Genomic DNA, 16,764 nt, shown 5'->3' with positions numbered 1-16,764 from the left:
CTTCGGCCCGCATGGGCGCCGGGATAACAAGTGGGGATGCAAACATGGGCGAAACGATCAGACCATACGATTTCTCGGATATCTCGGTGCTTGTCGCCGAGCACAATTCCTACATGCGCCAGACCATCCGCTCGATTCTCAGGACCTTCAACATCGGTCAGATCGAGGAGGCGCGGACCCCGGAACATGCCTGGGACGGCTATTGCCTGCACAAGCCGGACGTGGTGTTCGCGGACTGGGCGCCGGGCTTCGACGGCATGGGGCTTTTGAAACGGATCCGCCGCGACGACGACAGCCCGAACCCGTTCGTGCCGGTCATCGTCGTCACCTCGATGTCGGACAAGGAACATGTGCTGACGGCGCGCGATCTCGGCATGACGGAATTCATCGCCAAGCCGTTCTCGCCGAAGCTGATTTACCTGCGGCTCCGCATCATCGCCGAACAGCCGCGTTCGTTCGTCCGCACCGGCGATTTCTTCGGCCCCGACCGCCGCCGCCGTCAGATCAACGTCGATCAGAACCGCCGCGACGACACCAAGAACGGCAGCGCCGGCGCGGCCAGCAAGCAACGCCAGGAAAGCGTCGCCTGATATGCTCCGGCTTCTCGTCTACTGGCGCCGGCCGCAGGGCCCGGCAAGGCTGGCGAGCCGCTGCCTGTATCTGGTTTGCGCCAGCGCCGCCTGATTTCCCGTTTGCTGAACGGCAAGGGTCTCTCAAATGCGACGGGCGTCATATTTCCGACATCAATCCGGCAAATAAGCTTCTTTTGAATTCGATCGCGGCCTCTGTCACTTGTTCAGACATGGAGGCCGCATGCGCGCCTTCGCCGTCGCAGGCGCCGCGCACCCGGCGCGGCAAAGGAGGGACCATGAAAGACATGATCCAGAACGGCGATTTGCTGGTCTATCTTGCGGACAACCCGATCGAGATCGAGGCCGCCCAGCGACTTCGCTATCAGGTATTTTACGAAGAAATGGGCGCCGTCCCGTCGCTGACGGCCAGGCGTGAACAGATCGACGCGGACCCGTTCGATCACGTCTGCGATCATCTGCTGGTGGTCGACAAGGCGCGGTCCAACGGCAAGCCGTTCGTCGCCGGCACCTATCGGCTGCTCAGGCGCACCGTTGCCGAACAGGCCGACGGGTTCTATTCCCGAAACGAGTTCGATCTTTCGTCGCTGATGGGCTACCCCGGCGAGATCGTCGAACTGGGCCGGTCCTGCGTGCATGCGGATTACCGCTCGGGCGCGACGATGCAGCTACTGTGGCGCGGCATCGCCGACTACCTGGACACCCACGGCATCGAGATGATGTTCGGCTGCGCCAGCTTCCCGGGCACGGATCCGGATGCATTTCAGTCCGGGCTGTCGTATCTGCACCACAACCACCTGGCGCCCGCGGACATCCGCCCGCGCGCCCGCGATACCCGCTTCGTCGACATGGGCAAGATCGCCCAGGACGGCCTTGACCGGCGTTCGGCACTGAGCGAGCTGCCGCCGCTGATCAAGGGATACCTTCGCGTCGGCGGGGTCGTCGGTGACGGCGCCGTGATCGATGAACAGTTCAACACAACGGATATATGCGTGATCGTCGAATGTACGAAAATTACCGAGAGATACCGTCGCCACTACAGACCATCTGGAACATCCTAGACGACTATGCGGCGACAAAAACGTCGGTGACCCGCGCCGTCTTCAGGGCCGGCGCATTCTCGCTGCTGACCCTCGGCCTGATCGGTCCGTATGCGCTCAGCGGCGCCCTGTACCCGGCCGCCAAACGGCCCATCGCCAGATTGTGGTATCGGGCGTGCCAGAAAATATGCGGTCTCAGGGTGCGCGTGCACGGCACACCGAACGCCGACGGCGCGACGCTTTTCTGCGCCAATCATGTTTCATATCTGGACATCATCGTGCTGGGCGCGCTTTCCGATGCCCGCTTCGTCGCCAAGAAGGACGTCGCCGCGTGGCCGCTGTTCGGGCTTCTGGCGCGCATGGCCGACACCATTTTCGTGACCCGCGAGCGCAGCAAGGCACCCGGCGACTGCGGGCAGCTCAAACGTGCGCTGGATGCCGGCGAGAAACTGTTCCTGTTCCCCGAAGGCACATCGTCGAACGGGCTTTCGGTGCTGCCGTTCCGCTCGACCCTGTTCGCCGCCGTCGAACCCAAAAATACCGCACCGGACGTCGTCATGCAGCCGGTCTCGATCGCCTATGCCCGCTATGCCGACGGCCGCCGGCTGAAGGGCGAGTTGAGCGATCTATATGCCTGGTACGGCGACATGACACTGGCCGGGCATTTGCTCAGCGTCTTCGGCCTCAAGGGCTGCGTCATCGACGTCACCTTCATGCCGGCCATCCACCCGGTCGCTTTTCCGAACCGCAAATCGCTGGCCGAAGCCTGCCACCGCGCCGTGCGCCAGAGCGTGCTGAAATCGCACAGAGGTTATTGAGCGGATACTGAGAGGATATTGAGAGGATATTGAGATGGGCCTGCTGAACCGCGCGACGCTACTTGTTGTAGAACAACTCATACAGCGCCCGGGAAACCTCGCCTTCGAGCGGGAACGACAGCATCCCCATGACGTCGTAGCCGAGCAGCCACGGCATCACATAAAAGCGGATCATATAAAAGAACCAGGCCACGAACAGCGGCACCAGCGGCTCGACCAGAAAGCCCGGGGTTAACGGCCGGAACACCGCCAGGATCGGGTCGGTCAGTTTGACGAACATCTTCATGAAGGCGAAGTTGCTGTCGATCGGCAGGAACAGGTTCATGGCAACCCGCCCGACCAGCGTCCACATGATCATCCCCAGAACATAATCGATGGCGATAACCCAACCCGGGAATCCGGCGACAGCGTCTTGCATGGCGTTTGAACTACTCTCGTGGTTAGCGTTCAGGCTGTTGATGAAACGAGAAAATCACAGCATGCCGCTAAAGACAATGGAGGCAAAACAATGGGGGACGGAATGATCCGCCCCCCAGAGCTTTTGCTTATCGAAAGGACCTGACTTAGTGGTCCTTACCGAGGATCGATTCACCCGAAGGCACACGGACTTCGTCCACCATGGCCTGGGTTTCCGCATCCGGTTCCGGCGTCGCAAGCGACACCACGACCATCGCGATCAGGCTGGCAACGGCACCGATGATGCCGAAGCGCAGGTGATCGATACCCATCCACGGCTCCATGCCGCCCCACCGGACCTGGTAGAGGTAGAGGGTGCCGACGCCGAGGCCGACAACCATCCCGGCAATGGCGCCCGGACGGTTGGCGCGTTTCCACCAGATGCCGAGCACCAGCGGGAAGAACAGCCCCGACATGGCGAAGTCGAACGCCCATGCCACGGCCCCCAGAATGGTGGTCAGCTTGAGACTGGCGATAAACGCACCGGCCGCCCCGATCCCGATCAGCAACACCCGCGCAACGATGAGACGGTGCTTGGTGTCGGCTTTCGGGTCGATGATCTTGTAGTACAGATCGTGGCTGAGCGCGTTGGCGATGGCCAGAAGCAGGCCGTCCGCGGTCGACATGGCGGCTGCCATACCACCCGCTGCGACAAGACCGGAAATCACGTACGGAAGACCCGCGATTTCAGGTGTCGCAAGGACGACAATGCCGGAGCGCATGAAGAACTCGTTCAACTGCAGGAGACCATCCTTGTTGCTGTCGACGAGGTACAACATGTTCACCGATGACCAGTTCTTGACCCACGCCAGGTTCTGCACTTCCTCGAACGACCGGCCGATGATGCTGGTTGCAAGATTCGGATCGATCAGCTGCAGCTTCGTCAGCGTGGCCAGAGCCGGCGCCGTGAAGTACAGCAGGAAGATGAAGAACAGCGACCATGCCACCGAACGGCGTGCGTCGCGAACGGACGGCGTCGTGAAGTAGCGCATGAGGATGTGCGGCAGCGAGGCTGTCCCCATCATCATACAGGCCGCCAGCGTGGCGAACTTCCAGCTATCCATGCCGCCACCCGGTGCGAAGTGCGGCGTCTTCAGAATGCTGACGCCACCGAACGGCGGTTTGTCGACAGCAGGTACCCCGAGACCGATCAACGGCTCGAGTTCCTGAATACGCTGCACCGCATCGCCGTACGAGAAGTGCGGGATGATCCCGAAGCCCTGCTTGTTGGACATCCAGATAACCGGCACCAGGTAGGCGACGATCAGCACGATGTACTGCGCCACCTGCGTCCACGTCACGGCCCGCATCCCGCCGAGCATCGAGCACAGCAGAATACCGAGAAGGCCGAACCAGACACCTGCTTCGAACGGAATGTGAAGCGCCCGCGAAGCAATCGTCCCGGATGCGTTGATCTGTGCCGTCACATATGTGAACGACGCCAGCACCAGAACGCATACCGCACAGAAGCGGGCCAGGTTGCCGCCGTAACGGGTACCGATGAAGTCAGGCACCGTGTAGCAACCGAACTTGCGCAGGTACGGAGCCATCAGCGAGTTGACCAGCACATAACCGCCGGTCCAGCCGATGATGAAGCCGAGATAGCCGTAACCACCGAAGTAGATACCGCCGGCCAGCGCCACGAACGAAGCACCGGACATCCAGTCCGCCGCCGTCGCCATGCCGTTGTAGACCGCCGGGACTTCGCGTCCGGCCACGTAATACGCATCGACCTGCATGGTTCGCGAAAGCCAGCCGATCAAGGCATAGATGGCAATCGTGAAGGCAACGAACAGAATACCGATGGTGTCGGCACCGACACCCATCTGTTCGAGCAGCGCCATAAGCAGCACGAAAACAAGAAACCCGCCGGTGTACATGCCGTACACACGACCGAGATTTTCAATAAAACTACCCTTCATGATGATGTCCCCCTATTCGCCGCTAAGGCCGGCTTCGTCATCGATTTTGTCCTGCATCTTGTTTTGGATAAAGATGAGCGCAACAAAAACGATCAGGGAGCCCTGAACACAGAAGTAGTAACCAAGCGGAAAGCCGATGAATGTCATACTGTTCAACGACGCCGCGTTCCACGGCAGCACAAAGGCGAAGATAAACCAAATAATCAAAACCCCGAACGTGAGGTTTCTGGTTTTCACCCAATGCTGCTGACGGACTTCATTTATGTTATCAGCCATAATGATTGAATCCCCTCAGACGTTTCATCCCCAAATAACGCGCATTTACACGAATGCGACTCACTTTATACTGCATTATTCTTCGTTGAGCGCAACAGGTTCGGCGAATTCGCCGGGATTGACCCTTGACATATTGGAAAACCGCCAGATGACTTCCGCGAATCGAAAGTTGCCGCATGCTGCATTTTGAATTTTCCAAGATCGGCGAATACTGGCGTTTATTTGCCTCCGGTTTCAATCTCCGCCGTCACGCCGGTGCCTTGGATAGTATTGATACCATTGAGGAATTTGCCATAACGCGCAGCGCGTTCATCGCCCAGAAAACGCTCTTCGGCTATGTTAAAACGCGTATGGGCACGAAATATCCGGAAATGTTCCGCGACGATAATATTATCCGCTCCGTGAACATCGCCAAGATGCACGTTTTCGTTGCATGTCTTTCGGATTTCAGCATTTGGGTCGTAGCCACCGCCTTTACGCAGACCGGCATCGACGATTCGCAACGCCGCGACATCGCACTGCGCATCTTCAAGAACGGCCTTGCACAGAATACCGACACATCCGTGGCTGAATTTTCACCCGACGAGGCGGTCGGCAGCTTCAAGGCCCGGCTTGCGGCGGTCGATTGGGCCGGCACCGCCGGGACTCGCGATAATTTCACGCAAAGTCCGGCCGCGGTCGTCAAGTGGGCGCCGATCGCCGACCAGCTCAAGAAGTACGATGTCGAATATGTGGAAAATTCCGTCAAATTCGCCTGGAACAACATCCGCCGTCAGTTTGAAAAGCGGCTCGATGCGGAAAATCTCGCCAAGCGGCTGGCGGACACGGGCACGGGCGCCATGCTCGCGGACGGCGCATCGGGCTGAAGGCGTCTATATATATAGTCTATATATAATAGGCGGCAGGGAATGAACGGCCGCAAATAAACGGCCGCAAGTAGACGGGAGGACACGAATGAGTTTTGATCCCCCTAAGGGCACGCTTTCCGGTCTGCCGCTGCGCTCGGTGCCGGCCATTGTCGCCGACACGGAAACCACCGGGCTCGATACCGCCAACGACCGGGTCATCGAGATCGCCGCCGTCCGCGTTCTGAACGGCGAGGTCCTCGACGACGGTTTCGCCGAGCTGGTACAGCCGGGCTTGCCGGTGCCGGCGAAGTCCACGGAAATTCACGGCATCACCGATGCCGATCTGACGGACGCGCCACCGTTCGCCGACGTTATGGAGCGGTTCGCGAAATGGACCGGCAATGACGTTCTGATCGGCTATTCACTGGGCTTCGATCTTGCCATTCTTGAAGCCGAGCACCGCCGCGCGGGTCTGAAATGGACGCCGCCCCGAAATCTCGACGTGCGCCATCTGGTGCAACTGGTGGCGCCGGACCTGCCCGGGCAGTCCCTCGATATCACCGCCGAATGGCTGGGCATCGAAATCACCGAACGCCATCGCGCCATGGGCGACGCCCAGGTCACGGCGCAAATTTTCAATGCCCTGATCGACAAGCTGAAAAGCCGCGATATCGTGACCCTGGCACAGGCCGAGCGTGCGTGCCGCAATCTCGCCAGCCATATGAGCGCCGAGGCGCAGGCCGGCTGGCACGAAGTCGCCGGCGGCGGCGGCAATGACGCCCTGCTGCTGGCCCGAATCGACAGTTATCCGTATCGCCACCGGGTTTCCGACGTGATGCATGCGCCGCCGATCGGCATCGATGGCGCGACGTCCCTGAAAGAAGCCCTGGCGACGATGATCGACAAGCGGATCAGCTCGGTCTTCATCACCCCCGACGAGACCGCCGGCGGCGCCGAAGCCGATGCCGACCGGTGGGGCATCCTGACCGAGCGCGACGTGCTCAGGGCGATCGCCGAAAAGGGCGCCGGGGCGCTGGAACAAAAGGCCGACAGCTTCGCCATCCGCCCGCTTGTGTCGATCCGCGACGACGAATTCGTGTACCGGGCGATCACCCGGATGTCGGGACGCAACTTCCGCCATCTCGGCGTCACCGATGCCGCCGGCAGGCTGAGCGGCGCGCTGAGTGCGCGCGATCTGTTGAAACAGCGTGCCGGTGATGCCATGTCGCTCGGCGATTGCATCGAAGCGGCCGGCACCGCCGCCGATCTCGGCAGCATCTGGGAAAGCCTGACCATGGTCGCGGCGTCGTTGTCCGCCGAAGGCGTCGACCCGCGCAATACCGCCGCCATCATCTCGCAGGAATTGCGCACACTGACCCGGCGCGCCACGGAACTGGCCGAAGCGCAGATGATCGACGAAGGCCGGGGCCTGGCACCGGTGCCGTATGCGATGCTGGTACTGGGATCGGGCGGGCGCGGCGAGAGCCTTCTGGCGATGGATCAGGACAACGCCGTCATATATGAAAAAGGCGATCCCGGTTCCGAGACCGACAAATGGTTCGAACGGCTGGGCGAAATCACCGCCGACACCCTGGACAGCGTCGGCGTCGTCTACTGCAAGGGCGGCATCATGGCCAAGAACGAGGCGTGGCGGAAGGATGTCGAACACTGGCGCGAAACCGTGGCGACGTGGATCGGCAAGGGCAAGGCCGAGGACATCCTCAACAGCGATATCTTTTTCGACGCTCGCCCGGTGTACGGCGACGATGCGCTCGGCGATGCCTTGCGGGCCGACGCCATTGACGCCGCCGGCGGCAACAAGCTGTTTTTACAGAGCATGGCCATCAAGGCCGCCGACTTCGAAAGTCCGCTCGGCTGGTTCGGCCGCATCAAGACCGAAAACGGCCGTCTCGATCTCAAGAAAGGCGGCATCATGCCGATTTTCTCGGCGGCCCGCGTATTGTCGCTCAGGCTCGGCATCGACGCGCGCGCGACCCCGGAACGCCTCGCCGCCGCCCGCGACATGGATATCCGCGGCGCTCACCATATCGACAACCTGATCGACGCGCATCGCATCCTGCTCGATGCGATCCTGCGCCAGCAGCTCCGCGATATCGAAGCCGGACTCAAGCTGTCGAACAAGGTCGAAGTGGCACAACTGGACAACCACGAGAAGCAGGAACTTGTCTGGGCTCTGGAGCAGTCGCCCGGGATCACCGATCTGCTCGGCACGCCGGCACGATTCTAGATCAATCGGACGTGTTGCCAAACGGGACGCGGGGATGGATGTTGTGGTGAACAGAATAAACGAGAAACCGACACCCGACATGTCCGCACCCGAAAACGATACGCTGAGCGAGATGCTTGAAGGCAGCCCGATCGGTGCCGCGATACTCGATCTGCACAGCGGGAAGCGCAAATTCGTGAACTCGGCTCTGGTCCGGATGTTCGGCGCGGCGTCGCACGCAGACATGCTGTCGCGCGACATCGACGAGACATGGGCCGACCCGGACGAGTTGCACCGCGCCTTCGGTATTTTCCAGAGAAACACCCTGGTGAATTTCGAAGCCGAAAGGCGGCGCTTCGACGGTTCGAACTGGTGGGTCCTGATGAACACGCAACCGGTAACGTTTCAGGGCGCCAAGGCCGGCATTGTCTGGCATGTCGATATCACGGATCGCAAGAAAGCCGAGGACCAGCTGGTCGCGGCACGCATCGAATCGGAAAAGGCGAACCATGCCAAATCCGAATTCCTGGCCCACGTCAGCCATGAGCTGCGCACCCCGCTGAACAGCATCCTGGGCTTTTCGGAAATTCTGCTGTCGCCCCCCACGCCCGTGATGACGGCCCAAAAACAGACCGAATATGCCCGCAGCATCCACGATTCAGGTCAGCACCTGCTGGGCATCATCAACAATATTCTCGACATATCTAAAATCGAAGCCGGTGAATTCAAGCTCCATGAAACCAGCTTCGAACTGGGCGATGCACTTGCCGATGCATGCCACCTGCTGCACGGAATCGCCGCCAAGAACGACATCCGTATGCGTTATGAACCTGCACCGGCGCCGCCGAAAATCCATGCCGACGAGCGGATCATCAAGCAGATTGCAATGAACCTGTTGTCGAATGCCATCAAGTTCAATGTCTCCGGCGGCAGCGTTGTGATGACGTCGGAAACCGCGGCCGACGGCGCCATATCGATCTCGGTACGCGATACCGGCATTGGCATTTCCGGCGCGGATATTCCGAAGATTCTGGAACCGTTCGGACAGGTGCGCGACAGTGCGCACCGCAGCCATCAGGGAACCGGTCTGGGATTGTCGCTGTCCAAATACCTGGCGGAACTGCACGGCGGCACACTGACGATTGCCAGCGAACCGGGCAAGGGAACCGAGGTTCGCATATCGCTGCCGCCGGAGCGCATGATCTCGAAATAGCGCCGCGCGCGCTCACCCGGACATTGCATATTCAGCCGGACTTCCCCAGATTACAAAAAGGCCCCCCGAGAAACACAGCCAAAAGAATCCAACAAGAGGAACTTCCCCATGAAACCGAGAATTGTCAGAGCCAACGAAAGCAAAACCAAGATCGCCCCGGACGATCTGTTCGTCGGTCAGGTCCTGCAGGACCAGGTGTTCGTCCCCGAAGACCCGTCGCGCCTGCGCGTGACGCGCGTCACGTTTACGCCGGGCGGGCGCACCAACTGGCATGCGCATGCCGTCGGACAGATCCTGTATGTGCTTTCCGGCGTCGGGCGCTATCAGATGGACGGCGGCCCGGTTGAGGAAATCCGCCCTGGCGACACCGTGGTCATCCCGCCGAACACGCGTCACTGGCACGGCGCCGCACCGGACCAGATGATGTGCCATCTGGCGCTTTCCGAATCCGACGATCAGGGCAACGCCACGGACTGGCTGGAACCGGTCAGCGAAGGCGACTACACAACCGCACCCAACTGATCCAGATCATGTAAGTTGGCGACGTGTCGTCACATAATGATCGCCGCTCGTGTTATAGCGCGAGCGGCATTCAGGCAGGTGGGATGAAGCCATTTCCATATTCGTAAAATTTTGCGGCGCGGCCGAGACGGTCACCGGATCGTGTTACTGGATTCGTCATCCCGGCGGGGAGTTCCTTGTCGACTGCGGCATGTTCCAGGGCTCGAAGACCCTCAAGGAACTCAACTACGGCGCTTTTCCGTTCGATCCCCGGAACATCGATTTCGTTCTGCTGACGCATGCGCACATCGATCATTCGGGGCTTATCCCGAAGCTCATCAAGGACGGCTTTGAAGGCCCCGTCTATGCCACCGAAGGCTCGATCGACCTGCTGTCCTACATGCTGCCGGACAGCGGCTACATTCACGAACGCGAGGTCGAACATCTGAACCGGCGCAAGCACCAGCGCGGCAAAAAGGCGGTCCAGCCGATCTATACCCGCGCCGACGGGGAAAACAGCCTCGAGAGCTTTCGTGCCACCGCATACGAACAGTGGATCGAACCCGGCCCCGGCGTGCGGGCGCGGTTCTGGAATGCCGGGCATATCCTTGGCGCCGCCTCGATCGAGATCGAAATCCTGAACGTGGAGAAAACGCCGCAGACGCTGCGCATCCTTTTCTCAGGCGACATCGGCCCCGACGGCAAGTTGTTTCACCCCGATCCGGAAGCGCCGGAAGGGTGGGATTTCGTGGTCTGCGAAGGGACTTACGGCGACCGTGTCCGCACCGACGCCGACGCCGATGAGCGGCGTCAGATGCTGGGAGATGAAATCCGTAGCGCGTTGTCGCGCAAGGGGGTTCTGCTGATCCCCGCGTTTGCCGTTGAGCGAACGCAGGAACTGCTGGCCGATATTTCGATGCTGATGAAGTCGGGCGATATCCCCAAGGTGCCGCTGTTTCTCGACAGCCCGTTGGCGATCCGTGCGACCCGTGTCTTCCGTGCGCACAGCGGCGACCTGCTGGACGCCGGTGCGGGTGCCGAATTCCTCAACGATCCCGCCGTTCATTTCACCGAAACCGTCGAGCAGAGCAAATCCATCCATCGATACAGCGGTGGCGTCATCATCATGGCGGCGAGCGGCATGTGCGACGCCGGGCGTATCCGCCATCACCTGAAAAAGTATCTGCCGTCCACGGAAAACACCGTCATGATGGTCGGCTATCAGGCGCCGGGAACCCTCGGCCATCTTTTGGAACAAGGTGCAAAAGCCGTCCGCATTCAGGGCGAAGACGTAAAAGTCCGCGCGCATATACGCCAGGTCGACTTCTATTCCGGGCACGCCGACCGCGACGGACTGATGCAATGGGTACGCGAACGCCTGCCGGTCAAGCACAAGATCATCCTGACGCACGGCGAGGACCATGCGCTCGCCGGCCTCAAGAAAAGCCTCGGTGAGGCGGGGATCGACCCGAAGACGGTGTATATTCCTGCGTTCGACGAAGAGTTCGATCTGGTGCGCGGGCTGACGTCGAAAACCAGCAAGCGGAAATTGCGGCGCATTCAGTCGCCAGCCCTCGCCGGTGCCGACTGGCACAACGACCTGGCGCAGTTCTCGCTCGATCTCAGAGAGGCGCTCGATGCCGCCGCGGACGAAAAATCGCGGGGCGTTATTCTGCGCCGGTTACGCCGCGCGCTCGAAAAAGGCCGCTGAACCGCAGTTCCGGGCCGCAGGATTATATCAGCCGGTGTTATTGATTGTCATCGCCGGCCCGGCGCCCGCCGAACAGGTTTGAACGGCCAAGGCTCAGCAACGCGTCATCTTTCAGGCGGAAGGGCGAGCGGCTCACTTCCCGGGCGGATTCGCGCAGTTCGTCCTCGAGAAAATCAAGCTCCTGACCGGCCGCCTGCAATGTGGCGATTACGTCCTCGACGTCGCGATGTCGCGCTGCGGCGAGCGCCCACAATATCGCTGCGCGCATGCCGCTCTTGCAGTGCGCGAAAATCGGCGCCGGCAGATCGATAACCGCGCGCTCGAACCGGTCGATGACGTCGGGCTCGAAAATCTCGTGGCCTTCCGTCGGGCTATGTGCGTATGCGAGACCGTTCGCGTGCGCAAGCCGTTCGGCATCGTGCGAAAGCAGATAAGTGCCGATTTCATCGTCGGGCCGCAGGTTAAGCACCGATGCGAAACCTGCGGCGCGAAGGGCGTCGAAATCCTCGCTCGTCACCTGCGGGCCGATCGTGAATTCAGGTGTTATGCTGACGTTTTCGAGCACGCTTCTCGGGTTCCTTGTTCTATTTACGCCGCCGCCTTTCCGCTGCGCCGTCATCTTATGTGTTTCACCTTTGCGGCGACACCACTAGACTGGATTTGATTTTCCAGCCTTGTGCGCCACATGTCACACAGGAATGCATGAAAAATGGACAATACCGATACGAAAATCCTGGAGATTCTGCAGACCAACGCTGCCCTTTCCGCACATGACGTCGCGGAACAGGCCGGCATCGATGAAAGAACCTGCGCGGATCGTATAAAACAGCTTGAGGATGACGGCGTCATTCAGCGCCGCGTGGCGATTCTCGATCCGCGCAAGGTCGGCGTGAACATGACCGCCTTTGTCGCCATCACCACCCCCGAACACAGCCCGGAATGGCTGGATCAGTTCCACAGCGCGGTCAACGGGTTCCCCGAAGTGGTGGAATTTTACCGTATGAGCGGGCAGGTCGACTATCTGCTGCGTGTCGTCGTGCCGGATATCGATGCCTATGACGCGTTCTACAAAAAGCTGATCGCGGCCGCGAAACTCAAGGATGTCAGCTCGACGTTCGCGATCGAACAGATCAAGTACACGACGGTACTGCCCTTGAAACCGGCGGATTGATCCAGGTCATTTATCGCAACCCCTGCGTGTCATACTATTACCATACGACAAAACCGCCCGGATCGCGGGCGGGGGAGCGGAGTGAAGATACATGCCAAACCGAAAACTGAAGGATATCGTCGCACGTCAGGAACTTGTCCATGCGTCCATCAGTGACAGTGTCGCCGATACCGTCAAGCGCATGCAGCGCAACCATGTCGGCGCGGCGGTCATTCTAGGTGCCGACGGCGAACTGAAGGGCATTTTCACGGGCTCGAACCTTTTCAACGACGTTCTGGAGCCGAAGCTGGACCCGCTTGAAACCTGCATCGCCGAGGTGATGACGGAAAATCCGATCTGCCTGCATTGCGAACAAACGGGTATCGAGGCGGTGCGCCACATGCGCGAGCACGGCATCCGCCATATTGTCGTCGTCAAGGATGGCGATGAAGGCTACGGCGTCGTGTCGATCCGTGATTTCCCGAACGAGGAACTCGGCGATTACGAAAAGGAATTCGAGTTCGAAAGAAAGCTGTGGGAATCGATCTGACGCAGCGTACCGGTTCAGCCGGACAGGCCGCTGGCCAGTAAGATCAGGCACGTCACGACCCCCATGACCGGCACCCAGATGTAGACCGTGAAGCTGCCTTCCGGGGCGGGCGTGCCGCGCCGCTTGATGATGAACAACGCCATGTTCACCAGCGTGAAGATCACCAGAACAATGCCGGATGTCCATTCCGCGAGATTTTCCAACGGCGTCGTCAACGCCAGCACCAGCACCAGACCTGTCACCGCCGCCGTTGCGATCAACGGTGTCCGTGTGCGGGCATCGATCCTTGCGAACAGCGCCGGGACACTGCCCTGCTTGCCGAGCCCGTAAAGAACCCGGGACGCCATGATGATCTGGATGATGACCCCGTTCAGCGTGGCGACAATGGCAATTAGCGTGATGACCACCGGCGAAGCCCCGGTGATGTGGCCGAACACGAAACTCAGCGGCGCCGGCGATACCGCCAGCTCATCCAGCGGCACCGACAGGATCGCCACTGCCGTGACCATGAAATAGATCAGCGTACCGAGCCCGAGCGTCAGGAAAATCGCCCACGGCAGCGTCTGCTCGGGGTTTTTCACCTCCTCCGCCAGATTGACGATGTCCTCGAAGCCGATGAAGGCGAAAAATGCCAGCAACCCGGCGCTCGAGATACCGGCCCACGCCGCCGCGTCGCCCAGCGGCGGGAATACGCGTGGCAGTTCCGCCAGGATTGCCGGGTCCTGATAAATGCCAACGAAGACGATCGCCAGCAGCGCGCCCGCCTCGAAAATCGTGAACAGGCTGGCGAACAGCACCGATTGCATGATTCCCCAGGCGGCGATGCCGCCCAGGGCGAGGACGATCGCGACGACCAGCAGCGGCGCCGGCACATCGATGAACTCGCGGATGTATCCGGTGCTGCCGACGGTGATCGCCGACGACGACACGGTGCCGGACAGGATCACCAGAAACCCGACGATCGCCGACAGTGTGCCTGAATTGAATCCGGCGCGGACATAGGCCGCCTCGCCGGCGCTGACCGGGAAGCGCGCCGAAAGCTCGGCGAACGACGCCGCGCTGAAGGCCATGACCACGGAGGCCAGCACGAACGCCACCGGCGCATGAATACCGGCGCGCCCGGCGGCCGCCCCCAGCAGCACATATATCCCGGCACCGATGGTGACGCCCAGACCGTAAAGTACGACCAGAGGCAGCGATAGAGAACGGTTAAGCTCGGCCATCGGCACTTCTACGAATTTTTTGCATCGGCGTCGACTATAACCTGCGCAGCGAATCTGTGGGTGACGTATATCAATGTCCGGCGCAAAAACAGCCGATATCATGCTTGCCCCTTTGAACAGACATAAGAATGGAAGGGAGAAGGATATGTTCAAAACGATCATGGTGCCCGTCGATCTCGCCCACAAAGACCTCGTTCAGCGCGGGGTCGATGTTGCCTGCGATCTGGCGGCCCACTACGACGCGACGATGCACCTCGTCGGTGTCACCGCTGCCGCGCCGGGACGCGCGGCGCACAGCCCGGCGGAACTGACGGCAAAACTGCACACGTTCGCCGACAGCCTGACCGATCGGCACGCCATCCGGGTGCAGACGAAAACCGTCGTCTCGCACGACCCGGCGGTCGATCTGGAAGACAGGCTCGTTGAAGCGGCCAGCGAGATCGGCGCCGATCTTGTGGTGATGTCGTCGCACAAGCCCGGCATAATGGATTTTTTCTTTACCTCGCATGCCGGCACGCTGGCGACGCACACGGACTTGTCGGTCTTTATCGTGCGATAGCATCCGGCCCCGGTATGTGTCCGGGGCAAGCCGCGGATTTTTTCTTCAACGGCGCCGTCTCCGCGGTTAACATTCTGCGGGGTGGTGAATGTCGTCGTGTCGCGTCAGGCGGCCCGCATCACGAACCGCAGGATGAAACGGGCACACGGTCATCATGTTTCTCGAGCAGTTGAACGAGCATCAAAAGCGCGCCTTTCTGGTCCTCGCGCAACGGGTCACCCAGGCCGACGGCGAGGACTCCGCCGACGAGCACGCGGCGCTGGATGCACTGTGTCTGGAAATGCAGATCGCCTTCGACGTCGACATGAAAGCGATCCTCGCCGACATCAACGTCAGTCATTTCGACAGCCACAGCACGCGCGTCATCGCCGGGCTGGAACTGATGCGCATGGTCCATGCGGACGATTACGTGCACGAGGCCGAGATCGCCGAAGTCCTGGCGATCTGTCAGGCGATGGAATTCACCGATCCCTGGATCGTCACCATGCGCGAATGGGCAAAGCGGCTGAGCTGGGCCGAGGAAGACCCCCTCGACAGCCAGCGCGCCGAGTATCATACGATGCTCGTCGGTTATGCGAAGCGGATCATCGCCGGGGCCGAGCCCCAGAGCTGAAATCAGAGCTGAAATCAGGGCCGATCTCAGGGCCGATCTCAGTCCCGGGCACACGAGACCATGCGGTAATTCAATATGCGCCACGTTTACCCGTTCCCCGCCAGCCGCTATAAGCGGCTTATGCAGAAATTATTTCCAGGCAGGCCGTGACTCCGGAGAGCAGCACAAAGCAGGGGCGTTTGCGGCTATACCTCTCGGTTATCGCGGCACTGTTTCTGATCGCCTGCGGCTTGACGGTCTATGGCACGCTGCAGGACATCCGCGCCAGCGTTGAACGGGATAATGAAATTCTGGCCGCAGAGGTCCGTGACGCGGCGCAGGAGATCGAACGCCATCTCGCCGACCGCCAGAAACTGGTGCAGCAGTTCGCTGACGAGAACCCGGCGCGCCTGAACGCGCTTGCCGACACGCCCAACGATGCAGAATTGCGGCATCGGATCGCCGCCAGCCTGCGCCAGCGGTTCCCCGGATACTTCACGTTCACCATTGCCGACCGTGATGGCAATGACCTGATCGACGATCTGGAAGGCTTCGTCGGCACGGCATGCGTCGACAGCATTCGCGAATACGTGGGCCATTTGACCAGCCCAACCGGCGCCGGCGCCGATTACCGGACCGTCATTCATCCGCAGGCCAACAATTATCATTTCGATGTCATGGCGCCGTGGATGGACGGCGACGACGTGAAGGGCGTGTTTTTCGTCAGTTTCTTTCCAACCGCGTTGCGCAGCATTTTGCAGGCGAATCAGGGTGCCGGACACCAACTGGCGATCATCAACACCGCGCGGCCGTATCTGCTGGAGGTCAACAGCCTCGGCGCGCGCGACAAGATATCCGCACGCCGCGACATCAATCTGACGCAAGACGAACAAGCGCGCATCAAGGCGGCTGTGGACATTCCCGGGTCGTACTGGCGTGTCGTCGGGTATCCCAGGGCGAACCTGCATGAACAGTACCGCGCCGATGCCTGGTTCAGGACGAGCATGATCCTGTCACTGATCGGTTTTATCGCCGGGGCCGCGGCCATGCTTGTCGGCAAACGACGCCGCACCTGAAAATCCATGTTC

General features: G+C 60.5%; 18 protein-coding genes. 13 read left to right on the top strand and 5 right to left on the bottom strand.

Annotation, left to right across the window (positions count from 1 at the left end):
* Positions 1-44: 44 nt before the first annotated feature.
* The 3 genes from L2D14_04335 to L2D14_04325 all read left to right on the top strand — a co-directional run bounded on the left by L2D14_04335 (position 45) and on the right by L2D14_04325 (position 2,448).
* Positions 45-590, top strand: coding sequence for a response regulator (locus L2D14_04335; GenBank protein ID WNK00655.1), 546 nt, complete (start codon positions 45-47; stop codon positions 588-590).
* Between the two features lie 278 nt (positions 591-868).
* A complete protein-coding gene (locus tag L2D14_04330; protein WNK00654.1) occupies positions 869-1,651 on the top strand; it encodes a GNAT family N-acyltransferase in 783 nt (260 codons plus the stop codon).
* Entirely contained in the window at positions 1,594-2,448 is an 855-nt protein-coding gene (locus L2D14_04325) for a lysophospholipid acyltransferase family protein (protein ID WNK00653.1), read from the top strand. The genes L2D14_04330 and L2D14_04325 overlap by 58 nt, the downstream gene beginning before the upstream one ends.
* A 58-nt stretch (positions 2,449-2,506) precedes the next feature.
* Here the strand turns inward: L2D14_04325 and L2D14_04320 are convergent, their stop codons facing one another.
* The 3 genes from L2D14_04320 to L2D14_04310 form a co-directional block, all read right to left on the bottom strand.
* A complete protein-coding gene (locus tag L2D14_04320; protein ID WNK00652.1) occupies positions 2,507-2,866 on the bottom strand; it encodes a YggT family protein in 360 nt (119 codons plus the stop codon).
* Positions 2,867-3,011: 145 nt separating this feature from the next.
* Complete coding sequence (locus tag L2D14_04315) at positions 3,012-4,826, bottom strand: sodium:solute symporter family protein (GenBank protein WNK00651.1); 1,815 nt, start codon at positions 4,824-4,826, stop codon at positions 3,012-3,014.
* A gap of 12 nt (positions 4,827-4,838) precedes the next feature.
* Positions 4,839-5,102 (bottom strand): DUF4212 domain-containing protein, encoded by a 264-nt coding sequence (locus tag L2D14_04310; protein ID WNK00650.1) that lies wholly within the window; start codon positions 5,100-5,102, stop codon positions 4,839-4,841.
* A gap of 176 nt (positions 5,103-5,278) precedes the next feature.
* Between L2D14_04310 and L2D14_04305 the strand changes: the two genes are divergently transcribed.
* The 5 genes from L2D14_04305 (at position 5,279) to L2D14_04285 (ending at position 11,602) form a co-directional block, all read left to right on the top strand.
* A complete protein-coding gene (locus L2D14_04305; protein ID WNK00649.1) occupies positions 5,279-5,968 on the top strand; it encodes a hypothetical protein in 690 nt (229 codons plus the stop codon).
* Positions 5,969-6,056: 88 nt separating this feature from the next.
* On the top strand, positions 6,057-8,198 hold the full coding sequence (locus L2D14_04300) for a DUF294 nucleotidyltransferase-like domain-containing protein (GenBank protein ID WNK00648.1): 2,142 nt from the start codon (positions 6,057-6,059) through the stop codon (positions 8,196-8,198).
* A 43-nt stretch (positions 8,199-8,241) separates the two neighbouring features.
* Positions 8,242-9,390: an ATP-binding protein gene (locus L2D14_04295; GenBank protein WNK00647.1), complete on the top strand. Its 1,149-nt coding sequence runs from the start codon at positions 8,242-8,244 to the stop codon at positions 9,388-9,390.
* Positions 9,391-9,498: 108 nt separating this feature from the next.
* On the top strand, positions 9,499-9,912 hold the full coding sequence (locus L2D14_04290; GenBank protein WNK00646.1) for a cupin domain-containing protein: 414 nt from the start codon (positions 9,499-9,501) through the stop codon (positions 9,910-9,912).
* A gap of 91 nt (positions 9,913-10,003) precedes the next feature.
* The gene (locus tag L2D14_04285) at positions 10,004-11,602 is read left to right on the top strand and encodes an MBL fold metallo-hydrolase (GenBank protein WNK01644.1); all 1,599 of its coding nucleotides are present in this window, start codon (positions 10,004-10,006) and stop codon (positions 11,600-11,602) included.
* Between the two features lie 37 nt (positions 11,603-11,639).
* On the opposite strand, the gene L2D14_04280 is transcribed toward L2D14_04285, so the two are convergent.
* Complete coding sequence (locus L2D14_04280) at positions 11,640-12,167, bottom strand: TIGR01244 family sulfur transferase (GenBank protein ID WNK00645.1); 528 nt, start codon at positions 12,165-12,167, stop codon at positions 11,640-11,642.
* A 144-nt stretch (positions 12,168-12,311) separates the two neighbouring features.
* Here L2D14_04280 and L2D14_04275 point away from each other — a divergent pair, with 144 nt between their 5' ends.
* Both L2D14_04275 and L2D14_04270 read left to right on the top strand, forming a co-directional pair.
* A complete protein-coding gene (locus L2D14_04275) occupies positions 12,312-12,773 on the top strand; it encodes an Lrp/AsnC family transcriptional regulator (protein WNK00644.1) in 462 nt (153 codons plus the stop codon).
* Positions 12,774-12,864: 91 nt separating this feature from the next.
* Complete coding sequence (locus L2D14_04270) at positions 12,865-13,302, top strand: CBS domain-containing protein (GenBank protein ID WNK00643.1); 438 nt, start codon at positions 12,865-12,867, stop codon at positions 13,300-13,302.
* A gap of 14 nt (positions 13,303-13,316) precedes the next feature.
* Here L2D14_04270 and L2D14_04265 read toward each other — a convergent pair whose 3' ends face one another.
* Entirely contained in the window at positions 13,317-14,525 is a 1,209-nt protein-coding gene (locus L2D14_04265; GenBank protein ID WNK00642.1) for an amino acid permease, read from the bottom strand.
* 145 nt (positions 14,526-14,670) lie between these two features.
* Here L2D14_04265 and L2D14_04260 point away from each other — a divergent pair, with 145 nt between their 5' ends.
* The 3 genes from L2D14_04260 (at position 14,671) to L2D14_04250 (ending at position 16,752) form a co-directional block, all read left to right on the top strand.
* Positions 14,671-15,084 carry a universal stress protein gene (locus L2D14_04260; GenBank protein WNK00641.1) on the top strand — a complete coding sequence of 138 codons (414 nt, stop codon included), beginning with the start codon at positions 14,671-14,673 and terminating at the stop codon, positions 15,082-15,084.
* Between the two features lie 154 nt (positions 15,085-15,238).
* Entirely contained in the window at positions 15,239-15,697 is a 459-nt protein-coding gene (locus L2D14_04255; protein WNK00640.1) for a hypothetical protein, read from the top strand.
* A 179-nt stretch (positions 15,698-15,876) separates the two neighbouring features.
* The gene (locus L2D14_04250) at positions 15,877-16,752 is read left to right on the top strand and encodes a hypothetical protein (GenBank protein WNK00639.1); all 876 of its coding nucleotides are present in this window, start codon (positions 15,877-15,879) and stop codon (positions 16,750-16,752) included.
* Positions 16,753-16,764 lie beyond the last annotated feature (12 nt).

This window comes from Thalassospiraceae bacterium LMO-JJ14 (assembly GCA_021555105.2).
Lineage (GTDB): Bacteria > Pseudomonadota > Alphaproteobacteria > Rhodospirillales > Casp-alpha2 > UBA4479.
The sequence above is the reverse complement of the archived record's forward strand: the minus strand, read 5'-3'. Positions and strand labels throughout refer to the sequence as shown.